The organism is Pseudomonas edaphica, from assembly GCF_965277385.1.
In the GTDB taxonomy this organism is placed as follows: Bacteria; Pseudomonadota; Gammaproteobacteria; order Pseudomonadales; family Pseudomonadaceae; genus Aquipseudomonas; species Aquipseudomonas edaphica.
The window spans coordinates 2,977,630-3,004,510 of the sequence record NZ_OZ255725.1; the positions used below are offsets into that span (position 1 = coordinate 2,977,630).

Annotated in this window: 24 protein-coding genes; 9 read left to right on the forward strand and 15 right to left on the reverse strand. The window is 61.0% G+C overall.

The features are described from left to right. Positions 1 to 20 precede the first annotated feature (20 nt). The gene (locus ACQY47_RS13490) at positions 21 to 965 is read left to right on the forward strand and encodes a LysR family transcriptional regulator (RefSeq protein WP_169986699.1); all 945 of its coding nucleotides are present in this window, start codon (positions 21 to 23) and stop codon (positions 963 to 965) included. 190 nt (positions 966 to 1,155) lie between these two features. Beyond that, positions 1,156 to 2,763, forward strand: a complete 1,608-nt coding sequence (locus ACQY47_RS13495) for an alkaline phosphatase family protein (RefSeq protein WP_428557243.1) — start codon at positions 1,156 to 1,158, stop codon at positions 2,761 to 2,763. 139 nt (positions 2,764 to 2,902) lie between these two features. On the opposite strand, the gene ACQY47_RS13500 is transcribed toward ACQY47_RS13495, so the two are convergent. Further along, a complete protein-coding gene (locus ACQY47_RS13500) occupies positions 2,903 to 3,808 on the reverse strand; it encodes a TauD/TfdA dioxygenase family protein (protein ID WP_017136707.1) in 906 nt (301 codons plus the stop codon). Positions 3,809 to 3,989: 181 nt separating this feature from the next. Here ACQY47_RS13500 and ACQY47_RS13505 point away from each other — a divergent pair, with 181 nt between their 5' ends. Further along, positions 3,990 to 4,910 carry a LysR family transcriptional regulator gene (locus ACQY47_RS13505; protein WP_017136706.1) on the forward strand — a complete coding sequence of 307 codons (921 nt, stop codon included), beginning with the start codon at positions 3,990 to 3,992 and terminating at the stop codon, positions 4,908 to 4,910. Between the two features lie 98 nt (positions 4,911 to 5,008). On the opposite strand, the gene ACQY47_RS13510 is transcribed toward ACQY47_RS13505, so the two are convergent. Continuing rightward, entirely contained in the window at positions 5,009 to 6,010 is a 1,002-nt protein-coding gene (locus ACQY47_RS13510) for an ABC transporter substrate-binding protein (RefSeq protein ID WP_177032327.1), read from the reverse strand. 279 nt (positions 6,011 to 6,289) lie between these two features. On the opposite strand from ACQY47_RS13510, the gene ACQY47_RS13515 reads away from it, so the two are divergent. Both ACQY47_RS13515 and ACQY47_RS13520 read left to right on the forward strand, forming a co-directional pair. Further along, positions 6,290 to 7,876, forward strand: a complete 1,587-nt coding sequence (locus ACQY47_RS13515; protein ID WP_428557244.1) for an ABC transporter permease — start codon at positions 6,290 to 6,292, stop codon at positions 7,874 to 7,876. Further along, positions 7,873 to 8,688 carry an ABC transporter ATP-binding protein gene (locus ACQY47_RS13520; RefSeq protein WP_017136703.1) on the forward strand — a complete coding sequence of 272 codons (816 nt, stop codon included), beginning with the start codon at positions 7,873 to 7,875 and terminating at the stop codon, positions 8,686 to 8,688. The genes ACQY47_RS13515 and ACQY47_RS13520 overlap by 4 nt, the downstream gene beginning before the upstream one ends. On the opposite strand, the gene ACQY47_RS13525 is transcribed toward ACQY47_RS13520, so the two are convergent. Continuing rightward, positions 8,675 to 9,745 (reverse strand): fatty acid desaturase, encoded by a 1,071-nt coding sequence (locus tag ACQY47_RS13525; protein WP_026013676.1) that lies wholly within the window; start codon positions 9,743 to 9,745, stop codon positions 8,675 to 8,677. The two genes, ACQY47_RS13520 and ACQY47_RS13525, sit on opposite strands and share 14 nt — an antisense overlap. Positions 9,746 to 9,846: 101 nt before the next feature. Between ACQY47_RS13525 and ACQY47_RS13530 the strand changes: the two genes are divergently transcribed. Continuing rightward, positions 9,847 to 10,851, forward strand: a complete 1,005-nt coding sequence (locus ACQY47_RS13530) for an AraC family transcriptional regulator (protein ID WP_428557245.1) — start codon at positions 9,847 to 9,849, stop codon at positions 10,849 to 10,851. Between the two features lie 84 nt (positions 10,852 to 10,935). Here the strand turns inward: ACQY47_RS13530 and ACQY47_RS13535 are convergent, their stop codons facing one another. Together ACQY47_RS13535 and ACQY47_RS13540 are read right to left on the reverse strand one after the other, a co-directional pair. After that, positions 10,936 to 11,295 carry a response regulator gene (locus ACQY47_RS13535; RefSeq protein WP_056858141.1) on the reverse strand — a complete coding sequence of 120 codons (360 nt, stop codon included), beginning with the start codon at positions 11,293 to 11,295 and terminating at the stop codon, positions 10,936 to 10,938. A 38-nt stretch (positions 11,296 to 11,333) separates the two neighbouring features. Then, a complete protein-coding gene (locus ACQY47_RS13540) occupies positions 11,334 to 12,020 on the reverse strand; it encodes a Crp/Fnr family transcriptional regulator (RefSeq protein WP_017136699.1) in 687 nt (228 codons plus the stop codon). An 83-nt stretch (positions 12,021 to 12,103) separates the two neighbouring features. Between ACQY47_RS13540 and ACQY47_RS13545 the strand changes: the two genes are divergently transcribed. Next, a complete protein-coding gene (locus ACQY47_RS13545; RefSeq protein ID WP_428557246.1) occupies positions 12,104 to 12,631 on the forward strand; it encodes a DUF962 domain-containing protein in 528 nt (175 codons plus the stop codon). A 122-nt stretch (positions 12,632 to 12,753) separates the two neighbouring features. On the opposite strand, the gene ACQY47_RS13550 is transcribed toward ACQY47_RS13545, so the two are convergent. From ACQY47_RS13550 to dibA, 6 genes are all read right to left on the reverse strand, one after another. Next, entirely contained in the window at positions 12,754 to 13,734 is a 981-nt protein-coding gene (locus ACQY47_RS13550; RefSeq protein ID WP_017136697.1) for a sulfate/molybdate ABC transporter ATP-binding protein, read from the reverse strand. Positions 13,735 to 13,737: 3 nt separating this feature from the next. Further along, the gene (gene cysW, locus ACQY47_RS13555) at positions 13,738 to 14,610 is read right to left on the reverse strand and encodes a sulfate ABC transporter permease subunit CysW (RefSeq protein ID WP_428557247.1); all 873 of its coding nucleotides are present in this window, start codon (positions 14,608 to 14,610) and stop codon (positions 13,738 to 13,740) included. Between the two features lie 13 nt (positions 14,611 to 14,623). Next, positions 14,624 to 15,442 carry a sulfate ABC transporter permease subunit CysT gene (gene cysT / locus ACQY47_RS13560; protein WP_428557248.1) on the reverse strand — a complete coding sequence of 273 codons (819 nt, stop codon included), beginning with the start codon at positions 15,440 to 15,442 and terminating at the stop codon, positions 14,624 to 14,626. 200 nt (positions 15,443 to 15,642) lie between these two features. Further along, on the reverse strand, positions 15,643 to 16,653 hold the full coding sequence (locus ACQY47_RS13565; protein WP_003170959.1) for a sulfate ABC transporter substrate-binding protein: 1,011 nt from the start codon (positions 16,651 to 16,653) through the stop codon (positions 15,643 to 15,645). A 75-nt stretch (positions 16,654 to 16,728) separates the two neighbouring features. Then, a complete protein-coding gene (oscA, locus tag ACQY47_RS13570; RefSeq protein WP_003170956.1) occupies positions 16,729 to 16,911 on the reverse strand; it encodes a sulfur starvation response protein OscA in 183 nt (60 codons plus the stop codon). Between the two features lie 299 nt (positions 16,912 to 17,210). Continuing rightward, on the reverse strand, positions 17,211 to 19,124 hold the full coding sequence (gene dibA / locus ACQY47_RS13575; RefSeq protein ID WP_428557249.1) for a phosphodiesterase DibA: 1,914 nt from the start codon (positions 19,122 to 19,124) through the stop codon (positions 17,211 to 17,213). 166 nt (positions 19,125 to 19,290) lie between these two features. On the opposite strand from dibA, the gene desA reads away from it, so the two are divergent. Next, positions 19,291 to 20,475 (forward strand): delta-9 fatty acid desaturase DesA, encoded by a 1,185-nt coding sequence (gene desA, locus ACQY47_RS13580; protein WP_017136693.1) that lies wholly within the window; start codon positions 19,291 to 19,293, stop codon positions 20,473 to 20,475. A gap of 323 nt (positions 20,476 to 20,798) precedes the next feature. Continuing rightward, the gene (locus tag ACQY47_RS13585) at positions 20,799 to 21,800 is read left to right on the forward strand and encodes a sensor domain-containing diguanylate cyclase (protein ID WP_428557250.1); all 1,002 of its coding nucleotides are present in this window, start codon (positions 20,799 to 20,801) and stop codon (positions 21,798 to 21,800) included. A 167-nt stretch (positions 21,801 to 21,967) separates the two neighbouring features. Here ACQY47_RS13585 and ACQY47_RS13590 read toward each other — a convergent pair whose 3' ends face one another. From ACQY47_RS13590 to ACQY47_RS13605, 4 genes are all read right to left on the reverse strand, one after another. Beyond that, positions 21,968 to 23,170 carry an HDOD domain-containing protein gene (locus ACQY47_RS13590; RefSeq protein ID WP_099549553.1) on the reverse strand — a complete coding sequence of 401 codons (1,203 nt, stop codon included), beginning with the start codon at positions 23,168 to 23,170 and terminating at the stop codon, positions 21,968 to 21,970. A gap of 164 nt (positions 23,171 to 23,334) precedes the next feature. Continuing rightward, the gene (gene gabT / locus ACQY47_RS13595; RefSeq protein ID WP_191956672.1) at positions 23,335 to 24,612 is read right to left on the reverse strand and encodes a 4-aminobutyrate--2-oxoglutarate transaminase; all 1,278 of its coding nucleotides are present in this window, start codon (positions 24,610 to 24,612) and stop codon (positions 23,335 to 23,337) included. A gap of 182 nt (positions 24,613 to 24,794) precedes the next feature. Then, a complete protein-coding gene (gene gabD, locus ACQY47_RS13600) occupies positions 24,795 to 26,237 on the reverse strand; it encodes an NADP-dependent succinate-semialdehyde dehydrogenase (RefSeq protein ID WP_056858131.1) in 1,443 nt (480 codons plus the stop codon). A gap of 294 nt (positions 26,238 to 26,531) precedes the next feature. Further along, complete coding sequence (locus tag ACQY47_RS13605) at positions 26,532 to 26,846, reverse strand: RebB family R body protein (RefSeq protein WP_428557251.1); 315 nt, start codon at positions 26,844 to 26,846, stop codon at positions 26,532 to 26,534. Positions 26,847 to 26,881 lie beyond the last annotated feature (35 nt).

Consider the following 26,881-nt stretch of genomic DNA (forward strand, 5'->3'; position numbering starts at 1 on the left):
GGATATTTTTGATGTGAAAAATGCATATCGACTTGCGCCAACTTCGCCACTTCATTGCCCTTGCCGAACAACGCAGTTTTGTCGCGGCGGCGTTGGCCGTGAACCTGTCGCAGTCGGCGTTCAGTCGCAGCATCCAGGCGCTGGAACACAGTGCCGGTTGCCAGTTGGTGGACCGTGGCCGCAAGGACCTGGCGCCGACCAAACAAGGCCAGGTGCTGCTCGAACATGCACGGCGCCTGGTCAGCGGCGCCCAGCAACTGGCCAACGAGATCAGCCAGTTCAATGGCCTGGAAGCCGGTGAACTGCGCTTCGGCTGTGGCCCGGCGCCCGCTGCCGGGTTGATCCCGCGTGCCATCGGCAGTTTTATCGGGCGCTACCCCAAGGCCCGCGTGCAGTTCCAGGTGGATGACTGGCAAAGTTTGAGCAAGCGCCTGCTCAGCGAAGAGTTCGAGTTTTTCGTCGCCGACACCCGCCACTTCGAAGCCAACCCGGACTACCACACCCACCGCCTGCGTGCGCGGCGCTGGTACTTCTGCTGTCGCGCCGGGCACCCGCTGGCCAAGCGCGAAAGCGTCAGCGCCGGCGAGCTGATGAGCTACCCGCTGGCGGTGACGATTCGCCCGCCGAACCTGCGCAAGGTCATCGTCGACCTCAGCGGCCGGCCGGATTACCTGCCCAATGTGGAATGCGAAAACGGCTACAGCCTGATGGGCGTGGTGCTGCGCTCGGATGCGATCGGCATCGTCAGCGCCAACAGCGATGTGCTGCATATGGCGCGTGGCGAGTTGGTGTGTTTGAAGATTGATGGGCTGGCTGAGGACTTGGAAGAGCGCTATACCCGCTACGGGATTGTCAGTCGGGCGGGGTATCGGCTGTCGCCGTTGGCGGAGGCGATGATTGAGCAGATCAAGCAGATCGATGAGCTGGATGAGGATGTGTGTGCCTTGGAAAATCTCGCTGTCTGAGCGGGCGTTATCGCAGGCAAGCCAGCTCCCACAGGGGTACGCATTTCAAGTGTGGGAGCTGGCTTGCCTGCGATAGCGCCAGTAGCAACACCCATGCATTCCCTGCATAAAACCCAGTCCTCAAATGCACTTGCCAGCCCACCACCCGAACAGCGAAAACCTTCACCTGTCCTCAGTCCGGTGAAGCCTCATGTCCAACTCCCAACCCGTGCGCAACGTGCTCTACATCATGTGCGATCAACTGCGCCGCGATTACCTGTCGTGCTACGGCCACGCGCATTTGCACACGCCCAATATCGACCGTCTCGCCGCCGCTGGCGTGCGCTTCAGCCGCGCCTACACCCAAGGCACCATTTGCGGGCCGTCGCGGATGTCGGCGTACACCGGGCGCTATGTCAGCAGCCATCAGGTGGCCTGGAACGCGGTGCCGTTGCCCTTGGAAGAGCTGACCATCGGCGACTACCTGCGCCCCCATGGCATCCGCACCGCGCTGGTGGGCAAGACCCACGCCACGCCGAACCTTGAGGCCTTGCAGCGCCTGAATATCGACCCCGACAGCCAGCAGGCCGAGCCTTTCAATGAGGTGGGTTTCGACGCTTATTTGCGCCATGACGGCATCTACCCCGACAGCCCCCTGTTCGCGGAAAAACGCGAGTCCGCGCCCTACACTCAGTACCTGCGCGAGCACGGCTACGACGGCACAAACCCGTGGCATGAATGGGCCAACGCTGCAGCCGGTGAAAACGGCGAAGTGCTCAGCGGCTGGCATATGCGCAACGCGGGGCTACCCGCACGCGTCGCCGAGGAGCATTCGGAAACCGTCTACACCACCGACCGCGCCATCGACTTTATCGCTGAACTAGGCGAGCAGCCGTGGTGTTTGCACCTGTCTTACATCAAGCCGCACTGGCCCTACATCGCTCCGGCGCCGTACCACGCGCTGTATGGCGCCGAGCATATCCAGGCGCCGATTCAGCCTGCGCAAACCAGTGATCATCCGGTCTACCAGGCTTTCCGTCAGCATCAGGAAAGCGTGAATTTTTCCCGTGATGAAGTGCGGCTCACAGTGGTTCCGACCTACATGGGCCTGATCAAACAAGTCGATGATCAACTCGGGCGTCTGTTCGATTTTCTGCAAAGCAACGGCCGCTGGGATGACACATTGATCGTGTTCACCAGTGACCATGGCGACTTCCTCGGCGACCACTTCCTCGGCGAAAAAGAGTTTCTGCTGGAGCCTGCGGTGGGTATTCCACTGATCGTGCGCGACCCGCGTGCCAGTGCCGATATCAGCCGTGGCGCGGTGGATGAGCGCCTGGTAGAAACCATCGACGCCCTGCCAACGTTCCTCGATGCCCTGGGCTTGCCGGCCGCAGACCATCGCCTTGAAGGCCGCTCGCTGATCCCGCTGCTGCACGGCGAACCCATCACCTGGCGCAACTACGCCATCGCTGAATACGACTATGCCTTCCAGGCCCCAGCCCGTGAGCGTTTGGCGCAGCCCATCGACCGCTGCCGCATGACCATGGTGCGCAGTGAGCGTTGGAAATACCTGGCCTATGACGGCTTTCGTCCACAGCTGTTTGACCTGGAAAATGACCCGCAGGAAGTGCAGGATTTGGGCGACGATCCAGCGTATGCGGCCGTGCGCGAGACGCACTTGGGGTATTTGTTCGAATGGCTGCGTGGGTTGAAGCGGCGTACGACCATCAGCCATGCGGAGGTTGATTCGCGTGGCCAGTGGTTCCGGTACGGTGAGCCTGAGGCGGAAAAGGTAGTGAAAATCGGCGTCTGGTAAACACACAAAAAACTAATGTGGGAGCTGGCTTGTCGAATCGTCGCACCGCTGCGATAGCATCGCCTCGGTGTGACTCATACACCGAGGTGCCTGCATCGCAGGCAAGCCAGCTCCCACATTGTTTAATCTCCAACCTGGCTTAGAGGCCTTTGGTGGTCTGGCTGCGCTGCCCTTGCACACTCACCGGCACATCGCCCTTGAGCGTCACTCGACGCACGATGCGTTCCTGGGTGCCGTAGTCGTCCACCGCGTAATGCTGAGTGGCGCGGTTGTCCCAGATCGCCACGTCGCCGGTGTTCCAGCGCCAGCGCACGGTGTTTTCCAGGCGGGTGACGTGGCCCTGCAGCAGGTTGAACAGCTGCGCCGATTCGGTCTGGGAATAGCCTTTGAGCCGTTTGACGAAGTGCCCCAGCAGCAAGGTTTTTTCACCGCTGACCGGATGTACACGCACCACTGGGTGCTCGGTTTCATACACGGTGGAAGTAAAGATTTTGCGGTACTCCTCAAGCTTTTCCAGCGACACATCCGGCTTGCGCCCGGCGTAGTCGTACTCGTTGCTGTGCACGGCCCACAGGTTGTCGGCGAGTGCGCGCAGGTCGGCGCTGAGGTCGTTGTAGGCGGCGGCCGTGTTGGCCCACACCGTGTCGCCACCGGATTTTGGCGCCAGTACCGACCGCAGGATCGATGCCTTCGGGTAGGCGTCGACGAAGGTCACGTCGGTGTGCCAGGAATTGGCGCGCTGGCCACGGGCACCGTCCAGCTCCAACAGGAAGCGCGTGCCGTCGCGCACCGGCACTGTCGGGTGTGCGATCGGCTCGCCGAGCAGGTGCGCGAAGGCTTCCTGGCTCTGGTCATCGAGGTGGGTTTGCTCGCGGAAAAAGATCACTTTGTACTGCACCAGTGCGTGCTGGATGGCCTCGACGGTGGCGGCATCCAGGTCACCGGAGAGTTTGATACCACGGATCTCGGCGCCGATGCGGCCAGCCACCGGGTGGATGTCGAGCGCCTGGGCGACGGGTTGAACAGCTAATGCGGCGTTGCTCATTGTGATGACCCTCATGTGCCTGCTGATGGTGGGATGCTTTCCTGCAACGCTCTATCCATATGCAATTTAGATCTAGCAAATGAATCAATGCTTCGTTGACGGAATAAGAGCTTGCATTTAAAACCTCAGCTCCCACGGTCGCAAATGCCTTCGACCTATTTTTCAAATGCCGGGAAAGCATATGGATCTTCGCCAACTTCGGTACTTCATCGCCCTCAACGAACACCGTAGTTTCGTGCGCGCCGCCGACGCCATGGGCATCACCCAACCGGCGTTCAGCCGCAGCATCCAGGGCCTCGAACAGGAGTTCGGCTGCGTGCTGGTCGACCGTGGCCACAAGGACTTGCGCCCCACGCCAGAGGGCCAGGTGGTGCTGCAACATGCCTTGACCCTGGTGCACGGCGCCGCGCTGCTGAGCAGTGAAGTTACGCGCATGACCAAGCTCGACGCCGGCGACCTGCGCTTCGGTTGCGGCCCGGCGCCAGCAGTAAAACTGGTGCCGGACGCGGTGGCGCGTTTTATTGGCGCGCACCCGAAAATCCGCACCAGCTTCCAAGTGGATAACTGGGAAAAACTCAGCCGCGCCTTGAGCCGCGAAGAGATCGAATTCTTTATCGCCGATATCCGCCAGTTCGAGGCCGACCCGAACTTCCAGACCCGCGCATTGACGCCCAAGCGCGGCGTGTTTTTCTGCCGCCCAGGCCACCCGTTACTGGCCAAGGACAGCCTGTCGACCAACGACATGTTCGACTACCCGCTGGCCTCGCCGCTGATCTCCCAGGGCATTCGTAAACTGCTGGCGAACCTGAGTGGGCGCATGGACTTTTCACCCAGCATTCAGACTGAACACTTCCCGGCGCTGGTAAAAATCGTGCTGCAATCGAACGCCATCGGCGTGGGCACCGAGGAAGCTTTTGCCGAGGACATCGCACAGGGTTCGCTGGTGCTGCTGCACTGGCGCAACCTGCCGCAGAACATGGAGACCATGAGCGCGCGTTGTGGGATTGTCAGCCGCACGGGATCGAGGTTGTCGCCGGCGGCCAAGGCGATGATCGAGACATTGGTGGAGGTCGACAGGCAGGAGGTGAGTGTGGCGGTTTGACGGGCCTCATCGCAGGCAAGCCAGCTCCCACAGTTGGAATGCATTCCCCTGTGGGAGCTGGCTTGCCTGCGATAGCAATATCCCAGCCACCAAAAACCTCAGAGCCCCGCCGCCGCCAGGTTCGGCGCCACCCAGTCACTCACCTGAAACGACTTGCGAATCAGCCGTTCCTTGGACGCCAAATCCACCGCGCCCTGCAACTTGCCCAGGAACACCGGATCCAGCGTCGCCGGGAAAATCTCGCTGAGCTGCTGGTCTTTCAAGTCGTTGGTCAGGATCACCGGTGGGTAACTGGCTCGCCCCGACACCAACTCGATGTAGGCCTGCTTGTTGCTGTCGGTGGTCAACCACTGCACCGCTTGCTGCTGGGCCTTGAGCAACTTGGCTACCGCGTCGGGGTGTTCTTCGACGAACTGTTTGCTGCCCACCAGCACCGCCTGGACGCTGCCGGCGCCGCCGAGGTCCTTGGTGGTGAGCGGTATTTCCGCCAGCCCTTTGGCCTGCAACGCCGTCAGGTTCGAACCGCCCCAAGTCGCATCAATCTGTTTGGCGGCCAATGCCGCGCCCGCCGCGTTGAAATCCAGGTTGATGACTTTCAGGTCCTTTTCATTCAAGCCCTGGCTGGCCAATGCACTGTCGAACGACAACTGGCTGGCCGTGCCACGGAACACCGCCACACGTTTGCCCTTGAGGTCTTGCAGGGTCTTGATCCCCGAGCCCGGCACCACGCCCAGGTACTGCTTGACGTCACGTGCCGTGGCGCTGAGCAAACGCGTGTCCAGCCCATTGGAGCGACCGATGATCGCCGCCAGATCGCCCAGGTAGGCCAGGTCCACCTGGCCATTGGCGAAGGCTTCATTGATCACGGGACCTGCGCCCTTGAAGTAATTCCACTGAATCTTGATACCTTGGTCGGCAAAGGCCTTTTCGAAGATCTGCTGCTCGCGCAATACATCCGTTATACCGCCGCCGCTGTGCTGGCTGCCGGCACTCAGGTCGGGCACGGCGATGCGGATTTCCTTGAGGTCGGCGGCGTGTACCAACCCGGCCAGCGCGGTGCCCGCGAACAGGCTGATCAGACGTTTGAAGGGCAGTTTCATAAGCGCAGCTCCTGGTGGGCGACGGTCGCCTGGGGAGCAGAAAGTAGGCACAGCCCGAGCAAAACTTTAAATACTATAAATTCACAATTTAATAGCCTTTTGGACTATGCGAGCTAAAACGCTGGCTCCAGCGGCGTATGCATAAACAGCATCAAAAATATTCTTCGAATGCATTGGATGCGTGCCGGGCAGAGGCTTTAAATGATTTTTCTTATCTCACAATCATCTTAATTCCATTTTTATAAGATCGAAATCACATAACGCCGACGGAGGTCAGCCATGGCCCGCACTTCACAGTTGAGCCTGCCTCTTTCAGCCCCCGCGCCGCGCTGGCCCTTGCTCGGTGAGCGTCTGCTGCCCTGGCTGTTGCCGCTGGCACTGTTTGCGCTGTGGTGGTTGGCCAGCCGTAATCAGTGGATGAGCGAACAAATTTTGCCCGCGCCGTCGCTGGTGTGGAGCAGCGCCGTAGAGCTGGCCGGCGGCGAGCTATGGAGCAACCTGGCGATCAGCTTGCAGCGCTTGTTCTGGGGGCTGTTGGCCGGTATCGGCGCGGGAGCCGTATTGGGTGCGCTATTGGGTTTCAGCGCGCGCGCCGAACGCCTGGTGTTCCCCACCTTCAGCGCGCTGTCGCAAGTGCCGACCCTGGCCTGGATCCCATTGTTCATGGTGTTTTTCGGCATCGGCGAGACCTTGAAACTGGTGGTGCTGGTGAAGGCGATTGTGGTGCCCGTCACCCTGCACACGCTGGTTGGTGTGCGTGACGCGCAACCCAACCTGCGTGAAGCCGCCCGCGTGCTGCGCCTGCCCACGCACCTGCTGATTCGTCGGCTGATCCTGCCCGCTGCATTGCCGGCCTTCATGGCCGGTGTGCGCCTGGCGCTGGCGGCGGGCTGGACCTCGTTGCTGGCCGTGGAACTGCTGGCCTCCAGCGAAGGCATCGGCTACCTGATGGTCTGGGCACGCCAGTTGTTCATGCTCGATATTGTCTTCGTGTGCATCGTGGTCATCGGCGTGTTGGGCGTGGTGATGGATCGCGGCATCGGCTGGCTGGACCGCAAATGGGTGCACTGGCCGCACCCGGCCACTGCGCAGATTCGCCGCGGCCCGCGTTATCAAGGGTGGCAACGCCTGCAACCGTGGTTGTTGCCGCTGCTCTTGCTGGCGTTGTGGCAGGTGGCGACGGATCTCGCTTGGGTGGACCCGAATATTCTGGTCAGCCCATGGGCCGTGCTGCAAACCACCGGCGCGGGTGTGCTGGATGGCAGCCTGTCCGGCGCCTTGGGCAAAAGCCTCGGCCGCACGCTGGGAGGCTTGTTGCTCGGCGCCAGCCTGGGATTTGCCATGGGCTTGTGGCTGGGTTTGTCGCGACGCAGCGAGCGAGTGCTCGGGCCGACCCTGGCCGCACTGCGCCAGATCGCAATTTTCGCCTGGGTGCCATTACTCACCGCCTGGTTCGGCCTGGGTGAATTGGCCAAGTGGGTGTTTATCGCCCTGGCGGCGTTTTTTCCGCTGTTTATCGCCACGCAGCGCAGCGTGTTGAACCTGTCGCCACAGCTGCGCGAAGCCGCGCAAGTACTGCGCCTGAACCTGTTCCAGCGCCTGCGCCGCCTGGTGCTGCCGGGCGCGGCGGCGGGGATCTTCGCCGGCCTGCGCCTGAGCCTGATCTATGCCTGGCTGGGCACCATCGGCGCGGAATATTTCATGCCGTCCAATGGCGGCATCGGCAGCCTGATGATCGGCGCCCAACAGTTGCTGCGCATGGACCTGATCATGGGCGGCATGCTGCTGGTCGGCCTTACCGGCGCCACGCTCAACCTTATCGGCCAACGCATCGAAACCCGCGCCACGCGCTGGAGACACGCATGAACGCACCTATCGTCAGCTTTAACCATGTGGGCAAGACCTTTGACGTCGACGGCTTTGAGCTGGAAGCGATTCGCGAATTCAACCTGGACATTGCCGAAGGCGAGTTCGTGGCAATTGTCGGTTCCAGCGGCTGCGGCAAATCCACCCTGCTGCGCCTGCTGGTGGGGCTGGATACGCAGTTTCGTGGCGAGATCCGGGTGGATGGCCACGCCGTAAAGGGCATCGGCGGCGAACGCGGCATCGTGTTCCAGGAGCACCGGTTATTTCCCTGGCTGACCGTCGCGGAAAACATCGGCCTGGGCCTGGTCAACGAGCCGTTGAGCGAGGCCGAGCGCAACCGGCGCATCGGTGACTTTATCGAATTGGTGGGCCTTACCGACTTTACCCGCGCTTATCCGCATCAGCTGTCCGGCGGCATGGCGCAACGTGTGGCAATCGCCCGTGGCCTGGTGGCCAGCCCGCGCATTCTATTGCTCGACGAGCCGTTCGGCGCCCTCGATGCGTTGACCCGCCAGCAGATGCAGGACGAGCTGTTGGCAATTCGCGCCCGCGCCAAAATCACCACGGTGCTGGTGACCCACGATGTGGAAGAAGCGATTTTCCTCGCCGACCGCGTGGTGGTGATGGAGCCGCGGCCAGGGCGCATCAAACAGGTGGTGGACATCGCCCTGCCCCACCCACGCCAGCGCAGCAGCTTCGAATTCCACCAACTGCGCGAAGAGCTGCTGCATGAACTGATCAGCGACGGCCACTATCAGCCGCCGCTGCGCGAACAGATTCGCGACCTGCCGCTGGCGTTTATTGCTTGCTGAATGCCAGCTCAGCGTCCGGCCGTTCCTGGCGCTCAAGCCGATTGGCGCGGGTAAACGTGCCGATATCATTGAAGCGCACGCCCATCTCGCGCATCACCTTGTGGGCCACCTTGGCGGTCATCTGACGGATGTAGAACGGCTCCTTCACCACAAAATGGTGGATGCCGTGAGTGCTGCCGAAGTTGAAGCAAAACGCCTGCAACGGCCACATCCACCACGGGTTGAGCACCTGGGTTTGCTGGATCACGTTGCCCAGTTCCACATCGCCGTAATAGTGCATGTTGGAGCTGACAAAGTGCAGGCAAAAGGTGCGCAGCACGTTAGGACCGATGATCACCACGGCGGCGATATCAATCACCTGCATCATCTGCAAGGTACCGGCGGACCACTGGATTGGCGCGCCCATCAGGCTGGCGATGCCATTGGCGGCATGAAAGCCCAGGAACACATACCACGCGCCCCAATGCAGCAGCGCCAGCGGTGCGTAGACCAGCAGCGAGCGTTTGAGGATCTTGAGTTTGTGGCTCCAGGTTTTGGCCCGCAGCATGCGGATAAACGCCGACATCACGTTATCGCCCACCATCAGCAACCGCGCGAACCCCCAGGGCTCGCCATTGGTAATGGCGCGCTCTTCCATATCGGTTTCGGTGCCGGACACCTTGTGGTGGTTAAGGTGCAAATGCCGGCGTATCCACGGGTTGATGGTGCTCGGCCGCGCCAGCCACACCAGGCCCATCATCAGGTTGTGCGGTACGCGTTGCTTGCGAAAGTACATGCTGTGGATCAGGTCGTGTTCCAGCTCGTGGGTCAGCGAAGCGAGGAAAGCGTTGAGCAGCAAACACGCCCACCAGGCCATATGGCCGGTGATATAGAGCGCCGCCGAGCCAAGCATGCCGAGCAAGGCAAAGGCCAGGATGCCCGCGCCCAACGCGTCCTGATGCAGCAGCCAGGGGTGCTGTTGGCGCAACCGCACGCCCTCGGCGAGCACCACTTCGCGGATTTTTGCCGAGCGCTGTTGCGCATTCATCTGTTGGGGACTTGCAGAAGTACCGTCCATGCTCCCATCCTCTTGTTAAGTGATACGTCCATCCTGCCCCAAGCGATCGGGCCGGACGCTAGCCCCGGACGCCAACCTGTTGACCGCAAGCGCCAATCACCATGACTGAACCCACGTCTCTCGCCAGTTGGACCCGCGCCCTGCGCAAGCAGCTCGACGCCCTCAACCTGGACAGCGCCGCGCTGTGCATCGAGGCCGGGCTCGACCCGCAGCAGATGGACGACCCCAACGCACGCTACCCGCTGTCGGCCACCACACGCCTGTGGGCGCTGGCAGTGCAGGCCAGTGGCGACCCGGCGATCGGCTTGCGCGTGTCGCGGTTTGTGAGCCCGACCACCTTTCATGCGCTGGGTTATGCGCTGGTGGCCAGCGGCAGTTTGCGTGAGGTGTTCGAGCGCATCGTGCGGTATCACCAAGTGGTCAGCGATGCCCTGACGCTGGAGCTTAGCCGAGAGGGTGAGCGTTACCGCTTTCGTCTGCTGCAACCTGCGGACAGTCCGGCACCCGCGCCGGAAGCGATTGATGCGTTTGCAGCGATCTATGTGCGCACCTGCCGTAATCGCCTGGGCCGTGACTACGCGCCGTTGGCGGTGTACCTGCGGCGGCCGGAACCGGCGGATCCAAAACCCTGGCACACGGTGTTTCGCGCACCGGTGTTTTTCGATGCCGAGGAAGACCGTCTTGAATTTTCCGCCCAGGACTTCGACAGCCACCTGGACGACGCCAACCCCGAGTTGGCCGAGCACAATGAAACCGTGCTCAAGCGCACCCTGGCCCAGCTGCAACCGCTGACCTGGGAACGCAAGGTGCGCAGGGCGATCGAGGAACAATTGCCGGAGGGCGAGCCGAGTGCCGAGCGCATCGCCCAGGCGTTGCACCTGAGTCTGCGCAGCTTGCAGCGGCATTTGGCGGATGAAGGCTGTCGGTTTGATGCGTTGCTCAATGAGTGCCGCGAGAACCTGGCGCTGCTGCACCTGCGCGATCCGCACTGCTCATTGGCCGAGATCAGTTATTTGCTTGGGTTTGCCGATACCAGCAGTTTCAGCCGAGCGTTCAAGCGCTGGACGGGGATGACGCCGGGGCAGTTTCGCGATGGGTTGCGCTAGGTCGGGCCTCATCGCAGGCAAGCCAGCTCCCACAGGGCAATGCATTTCAACTGTGGGAGCTGGCTTGCCTGCGATAGCGGTGGCTCAGCGACCACGCCGCAAGAGTTTTTTCACCCGCGCCACCAGCACCTTGGCATCAAACGGCTTGAGCAAATAATCATCCTCATGCAGTTCCAACCCACGCAAGCGGTCTTCAATCCCGCCCGGTGTGGTCAGGAACAACATCGGCGTCTCCCCCTTCAACCGGATCGCCTGCTGCAACTTCCAGGCATTGAGCCCCGGCAGCATCACATCCAGGATCACCAGGTCGTACTCAGCGCTTTCAACCAGGCGCAACGCCGCCATGCCATTGGCCGCAACTTCCACGCTGTAACTGGCCTCGTTCAAGCCCTGGGCCATCCGCTGTGCCTCTTCGGATTCATGTTCCACTAACAGCACGCGCATAACACACCTCGATTAATCAGGCTTGCAGGCTAACACCCTCAGGTGTGCGCCGCCTCACGCAGTCGCCGGGCATCAAGGATTTCGATCTCGCCGTAGCCCAGGCGCACGATGCCTTGGGCCTGCAGGTCCTTGAGCAAGGCGTTGGTGGTCTGGCGTGACAGGCTCAACATGGCGGCCAGGTCTTCCTGGGGCAGTTGCAGCATGCTTTTTAACGACTCAGCCTCGCCGTAACCCTCGACGATCATCAACAGACGATGGGCCAGGCGCACCGAGGCCGGCATCAGGCTCAGTTGCTCGATATTGATAAAACTCAGGCGCAGCTTCTGGCTCATCAACAACGCCAGGTCGCGCCAGTACTGCGGGCTTTCATTGAGGATACTGAGCAGCGCCTGCTGTGGCACCTGCAGCAGCGTGCACGGCCCGACGGCGCAGGCGTCGTGGGTGCGTGGCAGGCCGTCGAACAGGCAAATCTCACCCAGCCAGAAGGGTGACTCCACCAGACTCAACAGTGCTTCCTTGCCGTGTTCATTCACCGCACTGATGCGCAAGGCGCCGTCGAGCACCGCGTACAGGCCACAGGGCGGGTCGCCACGCTTGAACAGGGTTTGCCCCGCCGCCAGCTGCCGCTGCCGGGCGTGGGCCAGCAGGCTATGCTGAAAAGGCTCAGGCAGGTGGCTGAACCAGTGGCCAGAGGCCAAGCGAGTACGCCATTTCTCTGTGTCCATGAGCACTCCGAAGATTGTCGCCCAGCTGACAGTCAGTCACAGGCGGACAGGGCATGATCAAGCATCCTACAGGAGGAACAACAATGAAAAGCCTCGTCGACCACCTCAGCCAATACGCCGCCTATCACCGCGACCCGCGCAATATCGCCAGCCACTTTGTCGGCATCCCGTTGATTGTGGTCGCCGTGGCGGTGCTGCTGTCGCGCCCGGAATGGGCAATCGGCAGCCTGTGGATATCTCCGGCAGTGCTACTCGCGCTGTTTTCGGCATGGTTCTACTTGCGCCTGGAACTGGCGCTGGGCCTGCTGATGACGCTGTTGATGGGTTTGTCGGTGTGGGCCGGGCATGCACTGGCGGCGCAGAGCACGCTGGTGTGGCTGAGCAGCGGCATCGGCATGTTTGTGGTGGGCTGGGTGATTCAGTTTGTCGGGCACTATTACGAAGGCAAGAAGCCGGCGTTTGTGGATGATGTGTCGGGATTGATTGTGGGGCCGTTGTTTGTGGTGGCGGAATTGGCGTTCTTGCTGGGGTTGCGGCATGAACTTAAAGAGCAGATTGAGGCGCGGTCCGGCCCGGTAGAACGCCGCGATCTGAAGCCAAGCAAGGTCTGAATGTGGGAGCTGGCTTGCCTGCGATACAGGCACCTCGGTGTATCAGTCACACCGTAGTGATGCTATCGCAGGCAAGCCAGCTCCCACATGATCGTTCCCACGCAGAGTGAACGATCTGAGGGTCAGGCTTTTTGCCAGACCTTGGGTTTGAAGAACAAGGTCTCACCACGCGCCAAACCGGTCAGGCTGTCGTGGTCTTTGACCACTTCGGCCTCGATCAGCTCGCTTTGGCCTTCGACCTTGAGCGTCACCCGTGTGGTGGCGCCGAGCGGGCGAATATCGCGCACTTGCGCCGCGTGGTGATCTTCCAGCTCATGGCGCGACAGCGACACTTCATGCGGGCGGAACAGCACGTGCTTGTCTTCGCCCAAGTGCAGACGGTTGGAATCACCGAGGAAGTGATACACAAAATCGCTGGCCGGGTTTTCGTAGACTTCGCCCGGTGAGCCGATCTGCTCGATCACGCCCTTGTTCATCACCACGATACGGTCGGCGACTTCCATGGCCTCTTCCTGGTCGTGGGTCACGAACACCGAGGTGAGGTTGATATCTTCGTGCAGGCGCGCCAGCCAGCGGCGCAGCTCTTTACGCACCTTGGCGTCGAGGGCACCGAAGGGTTCATCCAGCAACAGCACCTTGGGTTCTACCGCCAGGGCGCGCGCCAGGGCGATACGCTGACGCTGGCCACCGGAGAGTTGTTCCGGGTAGCGATCCGACAGCCAATCAAGCTGCACCATATTCAGCAGTTCATGCACTTTGACCGCAATCTGGCTTTCGCTCGGGCGCTGGTTTTTCGGCTTCATGCGCAGGCCGAAGGCAACGTTGTCGAACACGGTCATGTGGCGGAACAGCGCGTAGTGCTGGAACACAAAGCCGACGTTGCGATCACGCACGTCGTGGCCGGACACGTCTTCGCCGTGGAACACGATGCTGCCGGCGTCCGGGGTTTCCAGGCCTGCAATGATGCGCAGCAAGGTGGTCTTGCCGCAGCCTGACGGGCCAAGCAACGCCACCAGCTCGCCACTCTGGATGTCCAGATTGATGCTGTTCAGGGCCTTGAAGGCGTTGAAGTTCTTGCTGACATTACGGACTTCGATCGACATGACTTATTCCTCACCGGCGCTGTTGCGCAGGCGGTTGATACGGTTCTCGCTCCACTGCTTGAGCAGCAGGATGAAGAGCGCCAGGATCAGCAACAGGCTCGCGACGGCAAACGCGGCGACATGGTTGTATTCGTTGTAGAGGATCTCGACGTGCAGCGGCAAGGTGTTGGTCACGCCGCGAATGTGGCCGGACACCACCGACACCGCGCCGAATTCACCCATCGCCCGCGCGGTACACAGCACCACGCCGTAGATCAAGCCCCACTTGATGTTCGGCACGGTCACATGCCAGAACATCTGCCAGCCATTGGCGCCCAACAGGCGTGCGGCTTCTTCTTCCTGGGTGCCCTGCTCCTGCATCAACGGGATCAGTTCACGGGCCACGAACGGCACCGTCACGAAGATGGTCGCCAGCACAATGCCCGGCAAGGCGAACACGATCTGGATGTCATGGTCTTGCAGCCACGGGCCGAAGAAGCCCTGGGCGCCGAACATCAGCACGTAGACCAGGCCCGCGATCACCGGCGACACCGAGAACGGCAGGTCGATCAGCGTGACCAGAATGCTCTTGCCACGGAACGAGTACTTGCTCACACACCACGCGGCACTGACGCCGAACACCAGGTTGAGCGGCACCGAAATCAGCACGGCGATCACCGTGAGCTTGAGCGCCGACAGCGCGTCCGGCTCAAGGATCGCCGTGAAGAACGCGCCGAGGCCATTCTTCAAACCCTGGGACACCACGATAAACAGCGGCAGCAGCAGAAACAGCGCGAACACCAGCCAGCCAAGTGTGATCAGGATGCGACGCGACACCGCGCTGCCACGCCGGGCAGCATTGGCCGAGGCTGCAGCGGAAATAGACGATTGGGACATGTTCCGCGCCTCCTTATGGACGTTCGATGCGCCGCTGCAACAAGTTGATCAGCAGCAGCAAGACAAAGGAAACCACCAGCATCAGCACGCCAATGGAGGTGGCACCGCGGTAGTCGTATTGGTCGAGTTTGACCATGATCAGCAACGGCAGAATCTCGGTTTTCATCGGCATGTTGCCGGCGATGAAGATCACCGAACCGTACTCACCCACGCCACGGGCGAAGGCCAGCGCGAAGCCGGTCAGCCAGGCGGGCAGTAATGCGGGTACGAGGATGTAGCGGAACACCTGCAACGGTTTGGCGCCCAGGCAGGCGGCGGCTTCTTCGATTTCCCGGGGGATGTCGGCCAGCACCGGCTGCACCGTACGCACCACAAAGGGCAAGGTGACGAAGGTCAAAGCAAGGGTGATTCCGACTGGGGTGTAGGCGATTTTAAAGCCCAGGTCGGTTGCGAATTGCCCGACCAGGCCTGCCGGTGCGTACAGCGCAGTGAGGGCAATACCGGCCACTGCGGTGGGCAGGGCAAACGGCAAGTCGATCATCGCATCGATGACCTTGCGGCCAGGGAAGGTGTAACGCACCAGCACCCAGGCCAGCAGTGTGCCGATCACGCCGTTGATGATCGCCGCGACGAACGCGGTGCCGAAGCTCAGTTTTAACGCCGCCAGCACACGCGGTGCGCTAATGATGGCCCAGAACTGATCCCAAGTGAGTTGAGCGGCATGTACAAACATCGCTGCCAGGGGGATGAGTACGATCAGGCTGAGGTACACCACGGTGTAGCCCAGCGTCAGCCCGAAGCCGGGTATGACGGGGGAAATACGACGCGACATAAGAGTCCTTGGTTAAAGGGTAAACACCACTGTAGGAGCGCACTCTCTGCGGGACCTGGTTTTACTGTGGGAGCCGGGCTTGCCCGCGATGCAAGCACCTCGGTGTGTCAGACACACCGCGGTGATGCTATCGCAGGCAAGCCAGCTCCCACAGAAGCCCAGCGCCTACAGAAAATCCGGCTCTTACAGTTTAATTTGGCTTACTGCGCCGTGTAGATCTGGTCGAACACGCCACCGTCGTTAAAGAATTTCGGTTGGGCAGTTTTCCAGCCGCCGAAGTCTTTGTCGATAGTCACCAGGTCCAGTTTCGGGAACTGCTGGGCGTATTTGGCGGCCACTTTTGCATCGCGTGGGCGGTAGAAGTTCTTCGCCGCAATCTCCTGGCCAGCCGGGCTGTACAGGTGCTTGAGGTATTCGGTGGCGATCTCGGTATTGCCCTTTTTCTCGGCGTTTTTGTCGACCACGGCCACTGGCGGCTCCGCGAGGATCGACAGGGACGGCACGACGATATCGAACTTGTCGGCGCCGCCGTCTTCTTTGAGTGCCAGGAACGCCTCGTTTTCCCACGCCAGCAACACGTCACCCTGACCGTTGTTGACGAAGGTGATGGTCGAACCGCGAGCGCCGGTGTCGAGGATCGGCACGTGCTTGAACAGCTCTTTTACGTATTCCTGCGCCTTGGCTTCGCTGCCGCCGGATTTAAGGCCGTAGGCCCACGCGGCGAGGAAGTTCCAGCGCGCACCGCCGGAGGTTTTCGGGTTAGGCGTGATAACGGAAACGTCTTTCTTGATCAGGTCGCCCCAGTCCTTGATGCCTTTAGGGTTGCCCTTGCGCACCAGGAACACGATGGTCGAGGTGTACGGAGTGCTCGCATCCGGCAGGCGGGTTTGCCAGTTTTCCGGCAGGGTCTTGCCCAGTTTGGCGATTTCATCGATGTCGCCAGCCAGGGCCAGGGTCACTACGTCGGCGCGCAAGCCATCGATCACCGCACGGCCTTGCTTGCCCGAGCCACCGTGGGATTGCTGGATCTTCACGTTGTCGCCAGGGTGGGACTGTTTCCAGTAGCTGGTGAATTCAGCGTTGTAGTCCTGGTACAGCTCACGGGTCGGGTCATACGAGACGTTGAGCAACTCGTAGTCCTTGGCAACGGCGGAACCGGCAAACACGGCGCTGGCCAGTGCGGCCAGGGCGTAACGGCGAATCGACGACATAGAAGCTCCTGATAATTCTTGGGTGTTGGCTTTTTCTTATAGTTGCGGGTCTAGCATGCGAATCGCCGTTGTTGCTTAGCTCGGTTTGTTACCGGGGTTCTGCAAACGGAATTTTTCCTTGCGTTCGATCTGTACCACTTGGGCGTTGTGCACAGTGATTTCCACCGCGCCAAACCGCAGGTCGCGCAAGGCGCTCTGGATCTCACGCAAAATGGCTGCTTCGTCCTGGCCGTCGACGCTACGTAGAGATGCGCTCATGGTCTCGCTCCTGAAATGAATAGTGCCTGGCAGTGGCGGCACTGCTTGCGGCGTGAGGGCGATAGTAGATAAGCGCGGATATTCTTAAAAATACTATTTAAGAATGTTTATATAACCAGAAAGAATTTTCTGACAGGACGTGGGGTTGCGAAGGTTTTGGCCTGGAAAATACTGCTACCCAAGCACCGCTAAACCCTGTGGGAGCCGGGCTTGCCCGCGATGGCGGTGTGTCAGGCACTGATGTTTCGACTGATACTGCCTCATCGCGGGCAAGCCCGGCTCCCACATTGGCCTGCATTTCACATGCGGATAGAGGGTGCCCTGGCCCAATCCATTTCTTGCGCCGGCACCGGCCGGCCAAACCAATACCCTTGCGCCAAATCACACTCTTGCTCCAACAAAAACCTCGCCTGCTCCACCTGCTCAATGCCTTCAGCATGCACCTGCATGCCCATGCTTTTTGCCAAAGCGATCACCACGCGCACAATCGCCGCGTCGTCTTCATCCCACGGCAAGCCGGCGACAAAACCCTGGTCGATCTTGAGCTTCTGCACCGGCAGGCGCTTGAGGCGCAGCAATGACGAATAACCGGTACCAAAGTCGTCAATCGCCAGGCGCAGGCCCAGCTCGCGCAGGCGGTGCAATTGCTCAAGGGCGACTTCGGGGTCTTCCATCACGGCGCTTTCGGTGACCTCAAGCTCCAGATAAGCCGGGTCAAGGCCGGTGGTGTGCAGCACCTGGGCGACTTGCTCATACAGTTCACGCCGGGCAAACAAACGGCTGGAAACATTCACCGCAATAAAGCTCAACGGCGCGCCATCGGCCAGCCATTGGCCCATCTGGCGGCAGGCCTGGTCCATCACCCAGGCATCGATATCGGCAATCAGCCCGGTGCGCTCGGCAATCGGGATAAATTCACCCGGCGGCACCAGGCCGCGCTCAGGGTGTTGCCAGCGCACCAGGGCTTCGACGCCGACCAGACGACTGTCTTGCAGGTCGTGCACGGGCTGGTAATACACACGCAGCTCTTGCTGATCGAGGGCGCGGCGCAGTTCGCTGGCGATTTCCACGCGGTGCTGGGCGTGGGCCGTCAGTTCTTCGGTGTACAGCGCATAACCTTCGCGGCCGGCGCTCTTGGCTTTGAACAGCGCGGAGTCGGCATTGCGCAGCAGTTGTTCGGCGCTCAGGGCATCACTGGGAAACAGACTGATGCCGATGCTGGCGCTGATAAACAACTGGTTGCCGTCGAACACAAACGGCTCTTTCATCGCATCGAGCATGCGTTGTGCCAGCGCGGCAGCCTGCACCACCTGTGGACAACTTTCGGCCAGCACGGCGAACTCATCGCCACCGAGGCGCGCCAGGGTCACGCCGGGGCCGAACAGGCCCTTTAACCGCTCGCCAACGGCCTTGAGCAGCTGGTCACCGACATTATGGCCGAGGCTGTCGTTGATGATCTTGAAGTGGTCCAGGTCCATCAACAGCAACGCGCAGCCGCGTTTGTGCACTTGCGCCGAGGCCAGCGCCTGCTCGGCGCGGTCGGTGAACAGCAGGCGGTTGGGCAAGTCGGTGAGCGGGTCGTGGTGGGCCAGGTGCGCCAGTTCGTGCTCGGAGTCCTTGATGGCGCTGATGTCGGAAAACACCGCGACGTAATGGCTGACCTGGCCCTGGTCATTGTGGATAACTCGGATGGTTTGCCACTGTGGATAAATCTCACCGCTTTTACGCCGGTTCCAGATTTCGCCGCTCCACTCGCCGGTGCGTTCGAGGGTCTGGAACATCTGTTGATAAAAATTCGACGAATGGCGTCCGGACTTGAACAGGCTCGGCCGTTCGCCCATCACGTCCTCTCGGCTGTAGCCGGTGATCTCCATAAAGGCCCGATTCACATGCACGATCAGCCCATGGGCGTCGGTGACCAGTACGCCTTCACGGGTGCAATCGAACACGGCGGCGGCCTGTTGCAGGCGTTCATGGTTTTCTTTCAAGGGTTGCTGCAACCGATGGGTGCGGGCAAAACGGGCACAGATCAGGTAAATGACCCACGCGCTGAGGGCCACCCACACATAACCGCGCGCCTGCAACCAACGTCCTAACTGCCTCGGGTCATCGAGAAAGTTGATCAATAGGTGGTTGCTGAGCTGGAGCCACACAATGGAAACCAGCAGGTATACCAGCCCCACCCGCAGGGCACCTCGGTACGAAAACAGCATATGGTCAGTAATCCTTACCCAAAAAACAAAATCGCCCTACAAACGCTGCGGATTATAGAATAAGAAACATCCAGTCACTCCTATCTGAAAGGGCGGCTGGTTTTCTCTGTAGGCTTAGTGATAATGCGTGAGCTGTTTTTTTCTTTATCTGAGGGCCATACAGCCTATGTGGTACAACGGTTTTCTTGACCTGTCAGCCTGGCAACTGGTGGCAGTCACGCTGTTGATGACCCACGTGACCATTGTTGGGGTCACGGTCTATCTGCACCGTTATTCAGCCCATCGCTCCCTGGAGCTCAATGCCGGCCTGAAACACTTCTTCCGCTTCTGGCTGTGGCTGACCACGGCGCAGAACACCCGCGAGTGGACCGCCATCCACCGCAAGCACCACGCCAAGTGCGAAACCGTCGACGACCCGCACAGCCCGGTCATCAAGGGTTTGTCCACCGTGCTGCGCAAAGGCGCCGAGCTGTACCGCGCCGAGGCCGAGAACCCCGAGACCCTGCGCATCTACGGCAAAAACTGCCCGGACGACTGGATCGAACGCAAAATCTATACGCCTTACCCGCTGCTGGGCGTGGCGATCATGGGGGTCATCGACCTGCTGCTGTTCGGCACCATTGGCATCACCATCTGGGCGATCCAGATGATGTGGATCCCGTTCTGGGCCGCCGGCGTCATCAACGGCCTTGGCCATGCGGTCGGTTATCGCAACTTTGAGTGCCGTGACGCCGCCACCAACCTGGTGCCGTGGGGCATCATTGTTGGCGGCGAAGAGCTGCACAACAACCACCACACTTACCCGAACTCGGCCAAGCTGTCGGTGAAGAAGTGGGAGTTCGACCTGGGTTGGGCGTGGATCAAAGTGTTCAGCTTCCTGCGCCTGGCCAAGGTGCAGCGCGTCGCGCCGATCGCGCACCGCGTGGAAGGCAAAGGCCACCTGGACATGGACACCGCCATGGCGATCCTCAACAACCGCTTCCAGATCATGGCCCAGTACCGCAAGTTGGTGATCGGCCCACTGGTCAAGCAGGAGCTGGAAAAGGTCGATCATTCGGTACGCCACCAGTTCCACCGCGCCAAGCGCCTGCTGTCGCGTGAAACCAGCCTGCTGGATGACCGCCACCACGTGCGCATCCAGAGCATGCTCGAACACAGCCACGCGCTGACCGTGATCTACGAGAAGCGCCTGGCGCTGCAGCAGATCTGGCTGAAGACCAGCACCAATGGCCACGACATGCTGGCCGCGATCAAGGAATGGGTGCATGAGGCTGAGGCCAGCGGTATTCAGTCCCTGCGCGATTTTGCCCACCAGTTGAAGACCTACTCGCTGCGCCCTGCAGCGGTCTGACACGGTCTAGTGGTGAGCGGGCTTGCTGTGGCGAGCAGGCTTGCCCTGCGTTGGGCTGCGAAGCAGCCCTGAAACCAAACACCGCGCCCTGCCTGGCAGAACGCGGTGTTTTTATTGGGGCCGCTGCGCGCCCCAACGCGGGGCAAGCCTGCTCGCCACAGTAAGCCCGCGCTCTGCATACTGGTTTCTGACGCCATTTCTTAGTCAGCCCGTTCACGGAACTTCACCGCAAATCCCCTCTCTCAAGGAACACTTCGCCATCATGGTGGCCCTTGCACTGACCGCTGCTCCATCCTGCGGCGATCCCAGAGAGAGTTGTGCCGATGGTTCCCGAAAAGCCTTATTCAACCGATGCGCCCGTCGCTGAGCACCCACGCCCGGCTGCGGCGGCCACCCTGCTGGCGCTGATGCATGCCCAAGGTGAAGTCGAACGGCTGAGTGAGCGTGAACAACTGCTCAGTTCACTGTTGGTCAGCGTGAATGCCGTGCTGTGGGCCATCGATTGGGAAACCCGGCGTGTGTTGTACGTGAGCCCGGCCTACGAACGGGTGTTTGGCCGATCCGCTGGTTTGTTGCTCGCCGACCACCGCGAATGGCGCAACAGCATTCACCCCGAAGACCTCGACTACGCCGAACACAGCCTGGCCCGCGTGCTGGAAGACGGCGCCGTGGAGGACCGCGAGTACCGCATCATCACCGCCGACGGGCAGATTCGCTGGCTGAGCGACAAGTGCTATATCAACCAACAGGTCGAACCCGGCAAGCCGTTGATTGTGGTGGGCATGGCCGAAGACATCACCGAAAAAAAGCACATGGAGTTGGAGCTGCACCGACTCGCCACCACTGATGTGCTGACCCAAAGCAGCAACCGCAGGCACTTTTTCGAATGCGCCAACCAGGCGTTCGACAGCGCCTGCGCCCAAGGCGCCGCGCTGGCGTTCCTGCTGCTGGACATCGATGACTTCAAAGACGTCAACGACAGCTACGGCCACCTGGAAGGCGACCAGGTGCTGCGGCGTATCGCCGAGAGCGGTCGCGGCGTGCTGCGCCGTGGCGACCTGTTCGGGCGCATTGGCGGCGAAGAGTTCGCTGCGGTACTGCCTGGCTGTGCGCCGCACATGGCGTTGCAGGTAGCCGAACGGCTCGGCAAGGAAATCCAGGCCCTGAGTTTCAGCTATGAAGGCCGGGAGTTTACCGTGACAGTCAGCCAAGGCCTGGCCAACCTGCGTGAAGACGACTCAACCCTGGACAGCCTGTTCGCACGGGCCGATGCCGCCATGTACGAGGCCAAGCGCCAAGGCAAGAACCGCGTCATAGAGGGCTAGAACTCGATCAACCAATGGGAACCGGCCTGGTTGGGAGCTGGCTTGTGTGGGAGCTGGCTTGCCTGCGATGCCGGCACCTCGGTCTATCAGGGGTACCGAGTTGATGCTATCGCGGGCAAGCCCGGCTCCCACACAAGCCCGCTCCCAGACCTGAACTTCGTTGCCAGCTAGGTTTTGCGCACCCGCGTCAGCTCCGACAAGCCCACCTTGAGTAACCTGGCCGTCTTGCTCTTGGCCAGCGCTTCCAACCCCTCATGCTCGGTCAACCGCGCCATTTGCGCCGCCAGGTTCACCACCAGCGCGTCGCGCGAATACACCCCGCCTTCAAGTGAGTAGGTTGCCGCAATCAACTGCCGCAACTCCAGCGGCAAGCGCCAGCGCGTGCGCAACGCCGAGCCATAGGCGGCGCCAAAGGTGTCGAGGGACTCACCGATTGCCTCGTCATCCAGCGCCCCGCCACCCAGGCGCCAGTCTTCCAGGCAGCGTAACAACGCCAAGTCACCCAGCCGATGCAGAATGCCCGCGCAGTAGCAACGTTCGTGGTCCAGTTCGAGCATGCGCGCCAGGCGGCGGCCGTAGTCGGCGGTGTCCTGGGACAACTGCCAGTGGCGCTCGGCGTAGGCCACCAGCGCCGGGTCACCCAGCACCACGTTGTGCTTGAGCGCCAGGCCCAGGATCAGGTTCATGCTCTGCCCGGCGGCGAGCTTTTGCAGTGCAGCGGCCAGGGTCTGCACCGGCGTGCCGTGATGGCCGGCGCTGTTGGCGGCGGCGATCAGCACAGCGGTGATTTGCGGGTCGGTTTTTACCTGGTCTTCCAGTTGCTTGAGGTCCAGGCCGTCCGGCGCCAGGCTGTGTTGCACGGCGGCTTTCACATCGACCCGCAGCGGCGCGCCATCGCAGACGTCGCGGCGGCGTTCCAGGAACACTGGCAAGGCCATACCGGGCGCCAGCGGCGGTATCTCGCAATACACACTTTCGCCTTCATCGAGCAGCAGGTCTTGCAGGCGCTGGGTCAGGCCTTCCATGTTCAGGGGCTTGGTCAGATACGCCGTGGGCGCCAGGGGCAAGGCTTCGCGCACGCTGGCGCTGTCATTGCGACTGCTCAGCAGAATAAACGGCAGCGAACGGCGCTTCTGGCGCACGCTGCGCAGCAGGCTCAGGCCATCGACGCCCGGCAGTTCCCAATCCGCCAGGATCAGGTCGTAGGTTTTGTCTCGCAACAGCGTGGCCGCTTCCTGGCCATCGGCACACACATCCAGCCGCGCGTCGCAGCGCACATTCAACAACACTTGCTTGAGCAGGTCCCGCGACCAAGGGTCCGCCTCGGCAATCAACACGCGGGGTACAGCGGGTAAATCAACAGCAGTCATCCAGCACGCTCCATCGGCAATACTTGCACCTTAGTCAAAGAAGCAGCCCGTAAGCAAAAAAAACCGCATCTGCGGTTTTTTTGTTCACTGGCTACTTCTTTGAGCTGCAAGTTTGAAGCCTCAAGCTGCAAGCTCTACGTCACTTGCAGCTTGAGGCTTGCCGCTTAAAGCTCTGCAAAACACTCTTCGATGATCGCCAAGCCTTTGTCCAACTGCTCGTCCGGCGAGGTCAGCGGGACCAGTACGCGCAACACGTTGCCGTAAGTGCCGCAAGACAGCAGGATCAGGCCCTTGTCACGCGCCTTGGCCACCACGGAAGCCACGGCAGCGGCGTTTGGCTTGTGGCTGTCGCCATCTTCGAACAGCTCGACCGCGATCATCGCGCCCAGGGCACGCACTTCGCCGATCACCGGGTACTTGGCTTGAATGGCTTTGAGGCCCGTCACCAAGCGCTCGCCAACCGCCTTGCAGCGGTCCAGCAGGTGCTCTTCTTCGAACACTTCCATCACCGCCAGCGCAGCAGCGCAAGCAATCGGGCTACCGGCATAAGTGCCGCCCAGGCCGCCTGGCGCAATGGCGTCCATGTATTCAGCCTTGCCGCACACACCGGCCAGCGGGAAGCCGCCAGCGATGGATTTGGCGAAGGTGGTCAGGTCGGCAGCCACGCCCATCTGTTCCATGGCGAAGAACGTACCGGTACGGCCGGCACCGGTTTGCACTTCGTCGGCGATCAGCAGGATGCCGTGCTTGTCGCACAGTTCGCGCAGGCGCTTCATGAAGGACTTAGGCGCGACGTAGAAACCGCCTTCGCCCTGCACCGGCTCGATGATGATGGCAGCGATGTCACGCGGCTCGGCATCGTTTTTGAAGATGCGTTCGATGCTGGCGATAGCGTCATCATCGCTCACGCCGTGCAGTTCGTTCGGGAACAGTGCGCGGAACACCCCGCCTGGCATCAGGCCCATGCCGGCCGAGTACGGCACGACTTTACCGGTCAGGCCCAAGGTCATCATGGTGCGGCCGTGGTAAGCGCCGGTAAACGCGATTACGCCAGCACGGCCAGTGGCGGCGCGGGCGATTTTCACGGCGTTTTCGACCGCTTCGGAACCGGTGGTGACCAGCAGGGTTTTCTTGGCGAAATCACCTGGCACCTTGGCGTTGATCTTTTCGCACAGCTCCACGTAAGGCTCGTAAGCCAGCACCTGGAAGCAGGTGTGAGTCAGCTTGTTCAGTTGCTCGGTCACGGCCGCGATGATTTTCGGGTGCACGTGGCCGGTGTTCAGCACGGCGATACCGCCGGCGAAGTCGATGAACTCGCGACCTTCAACGTCGGTCACGGTGGCGTTCTTCGCGGATTCGGCGAAGATCGGGTGAATCTGGCCAACACCGCGCGGTACAGCGGCTTCGCGGCGTTTCATCAGGGATGCGTTGGTCTTGCTCATAAAGTCCTCATTCGCCACTCATCGGGTGGCGTGGTCCAAGGAATACGTGGCGGGGAGGCAACTACGGCAGCATGCGATGATCGACTGCCACAGCTTTCCCGGCCACTACGAATAACGTCTTCAAACACGCAAAGGGTCAGCGCTCTCGTGCCCTCTGCGTTTACTGCAATCTCTTGCCGAGCTTAGATGCCCAGGCAGAGGTATTTGATTTCCAGGTAATCCTCGATCCCGTACTTGGAGCCTTCACGGCCCAGGCCCGAAGCCTTGATGCCGCCGAACGGCGCCACTTCGTTGGAGATCAACCCGGTGTTGACGCCAACCATGCCGTATTCCAGGGCTTCGGCCACACGGAACACACGGCCCAGGTCGCGCGCGTAGAAGTAGGAAGCCAGGCCGAACTCGGTGTCGTTGGACATCGCGATCACTTCGGCTTCGTCTTTGAAGCGGAACAGCGGCGCCAGTGGGCCGAAGGTTTCTTCCTTGGCAACAGCAGCGTCTTTGGGCACGTTGACCAGAATGGTCGGCTCAAAGAAGTTGCCTTCCATCACCTTGCCACCGGCCAACAGCTTGGCACCTTTGCTCAGGGCATCAGCGATGTGCTCCTGAACCTTGGCCACGGCTTTTTCGTCGATCAGCGGGCCAGTGGTGGTGCCTTCTTCCAGACCGTTGCCGATCTTGAGTTTGGCCACGGCCACTTTGAGTTTTTCGGCGAATGCGTCGTACACCGAATCCTGGATGTACAGGCGGTTGGCACACACGCAGGTCTGGCCGTTGTTGCGGTACTTGGAGATGATCGCGCCTTCGACGGCCTTATCGAGGTCGGCGTCGTCGAACACGATAAACGGCGCGTTGCCGCCCAGCTCCAGCGAGACTTTCTTGATGTCCTTGGCGCATTCGGCCATCAGCTGACGACCGATTTCGGTGGAGCCGGTGAAGGACAATTTACGCACGATCGGGTTGCTGGTCAGCTCGCTGCCGATATCACCGGCGCTGCCGGAAACCACGCTGAACACGCCTTTTGGAATGCCCGCGCGCTGGGCCAGTTCAGCCAGGGCGAACGCCGAGTACGGGGTTTGCGAAGCCGGCTTGAGCACCATGGTGCAACCGGCGGCCAGCGCTGGGCCGGCTTTACGGGTGATCATCGCGGCCGGGAAGTTCCACGGCGTGATGGCCGCGGTAACGCCGATCGGTTGCTTGATCACGATCAGGCGCTTGTCCGGCTGGTGGCCAGGAATCACATCACCGTAGACGCGCTTGGCCTCTTCGGCGAACCACTCGATAAACGAAGCGGCGTAGACGATTTCGCCTTTGGCTTCGGCCAGCGGCTTGCCCTGCTCCAGGGTCATCAGGCGCGCCAGGTCGTCCTGGTTCTCGATGATCAGCTCAAACCAGCGACGCAGCTTGTTGGCGCGGTCCTTGGCGGTGAGTGCACGCCAGGCCGGCAGGGCCTTGTCGGCGGCTTCGATGGCGCGGCGGGTTTCAGCCGCGCCCATCTTCGGCACGGTGCCGAGAATTTCGCCCGTGGCCGGGTTGTTGACCTTAATGGTTTGACCGTTGTCCGCATCGACCCAAGCGCCATCGATAAAGGCTTGTTGGCGGAACAACTGGGTATCTTTGAGCTGCATGTCGGCTTTCCTTAACAGCACCGCGCGCACGCGGAGCGAATTAGAGTTGTTGAAAGGCGCCTTGTGGGCTGCCGTCAGGGAAATCAGCCCCAGCACGCGAGATAAGTGAAATAGCGCACGGGAGACAGAGCGTTTGAAATCTCAAACGAATCCTAGGATCAATGGGGGTACAGGGCAATAGTCTGTTCGAAAAAAAGAACGAAAACGGCGCATTTGATGCATCTTTCAGATCAAGCGCACAAACGACAACAGCCCCGGTGCCTTATGGGCGCCGGGGCTGTCGGGCCTTGCAACTTACGGTTGGAACGACTTGAGCACGGCCAACAGGCTGGTCAAGTTGTCGGCCACGCCACCTTGGGCGACTTTTTCGGTGGCCGCAGCGCCAGCGGTGGTGTCGACGCTGTAGATCTGCATCACGCCTTGGTTGGTGGCGGCCTGGGCCAGGGTGTTTTGTTGCTGTTGGGCCGAGACCGAGTTCTGGAACAGGATCGCCGTGGCCTGGGCCATGGATTGATAGATCGTGCTCATGGCCATCGCTGGCGATTCGGCAACGACCTTGACGTTGGTCTGGGTGACGGCATCGGTGATTTGCGGGCTGACTGTGCTCATGGTTGAAACTCCTGGTGTGAGAAAGAACAACATCC

Bases quoted from the DNA above. Each gene is read 5' to 3' on its own strand.
- ACQY47_RS13550 (WP_017136697.1), bottom strand. From the start codon at position 13,734: ATGTCGATCGAAGTCCGTAATGTCAGCAAGAACTTCAACGCCTTCAAG.
- ACQY47_RS13490 (WP_169986699.1), top strand. From the start codon at position 21: ATGCATATCGACTTGCGCCAACTTCGCCACTTCATTGCCCTTGCCGAA.
- ACQY47_RS13530 (WP_428557245.1), top strand. From the start codon at position 9,847: ATGACTGAACCCACGTCTCTCGCCAGTTGGACCCGCGCCCTGCGCAAG.
- ACQY47_RS13535 (WP_056858141.1), bottom strand. From the start codon at position 11,295: ATGCGCGTGCTGTTAGTGGAACATGAATCCGAAGAGGCACAGCGGATG.
- ACQY47_RS13525 (WP_026013676.1), bottom strand. From the start codon at position 9,745: ATGGACGGTACTTCTGCAAGTCCCCAACAGATGAATGCGCAACAGCGC.
- cysW (WP_428557247.1), bottom strand. From the start codon at position 14,610: ATGTCCCAATCGTCTATTTCCGCTGCAGCCTCGGCCAATGCTGCCCGG.
- ACQY47_RS13505 (WP_017136706.1), top strand. From the start codon at position 3,990: ATGGATCTTCGCCAACTTCGGTACTTCATCGCCCTCAACGAACACCGT.
- ACQY47_RS13520 (WP_017136703.1), top strand. From the start codon at position 7,873: ATGAACGCACCTATCGTCAGCTTTAACCATGTGGGCAAGACCTTTGAC.
- ACQY47_RS13590 (WP_099549553.1), bottom strand. From the start codon at position 23,170: ATGACTGCTGTTGATTTACCCGCTGTACCCCGCGTGTTGATTGCCGAG.
- cysT (WP_428557248.1), bottom strand. From the start codon at position 15,442: ATGTCGCGTCGTATTTCCCCCGTCATACCCGGCTTCGGGCTGACGCTG.
- ACQY47_RS13540 (WP_017136699.1), bottom strand. From the start codon at position 12,020: ATGGACACAGAGAAATGGCGTACTCGCTTGGCCTCTGGCCACTGGTTC.
- gabT (WP_191956672.1), bottom strand. From the start codon at position 24,612: ATGAGCAAGACCAACGCATCCCTGATGAAACGCCGCGAAGCCGCTGTA.
- ACQY47_RS13545 (WP_428557246.1), top strand. From the start codon at position 12,104: ATGAAAAGCCTCGTCGACCACCTCAGCCAATACGCCGCCTATCACCGC.
- ACQY47_RS13605 (WP_428557251.1), bottom strand. From the start codon at position 26,846: ATGAGCACAGTCAGCCCGCAAATCACCGATGCCGTCACCCAGACCAAC.
- ACQY47_RS13495 (WP_428557243.1), top strand. From the start codon at position 1,156: ATGTCCAACTCCCAACCCGTGCGCAACGTGCTCTACATCATGTGCGAT.
- ACQY47_RS13515 (WP_428557244.1), top strand. From the start codon at position 6,290: ATGGCCCGCACTTCACAGTTGAGCCTGCCTCTTTCAGCCCCCGCGCCG.
- ACQY47_RS13510 (WP_177032327.1), bottom strand. From the start codon at position 6,010: ATGAAACTGCCCTTCAAACGTCTGATCAGCCTGTTCGCGGGCACCGCG.
- ACQY47_RS13585 (WP_428557250.1), top strand. From the start codon at position 20,799: ATGGTTCCCGAAAAGCCTTATTCAACCGATGCGCCCGTCGCTGAGCAC.
- dibA (WP_428557249.1), bottom strand. From the start codon at position 19,124: ATGCTGTTTTCGTACCGAGGTGCCCTGCGGGTGGGGCTGGTATACCTG.
- ACQY47_RS13500 (WP_017136707.1), bottom strand. From the start codon at position 3,808: ATGAGCAACGCCGCATTAGCTGTTCAACCCGTCGCCCAGGCGCTCGAC.
- ACQY47_RS13565 (WP_003170959.1), bottom strand. From the start codon at position 16,653: ATGTCGTCGATTCGCCGTTACGCCCTGGCCGCACTGGCCAGCGCCGTG.
- oscA (WP_003170956.1), bottom strand. From the start codon at position 16,911: ATGAGCGCATCTCTACGTAGCGTCGACGGCCAGGACGAAGCAGCCATT.
- gabD (WP_056858131.1), bottom strand. From the start codon at position 26,237: ATGCAGCTCAAAGATACCCAGTTGTTCCGCCAACAAGCCTTTATCGAT.
- desA (WP_017136693.1), top strand. From the start codon at position 19,291: ATGTGGTACAACGGTTTTCTTGACCTGTCAGCCTGGCAACTGGTGGCA.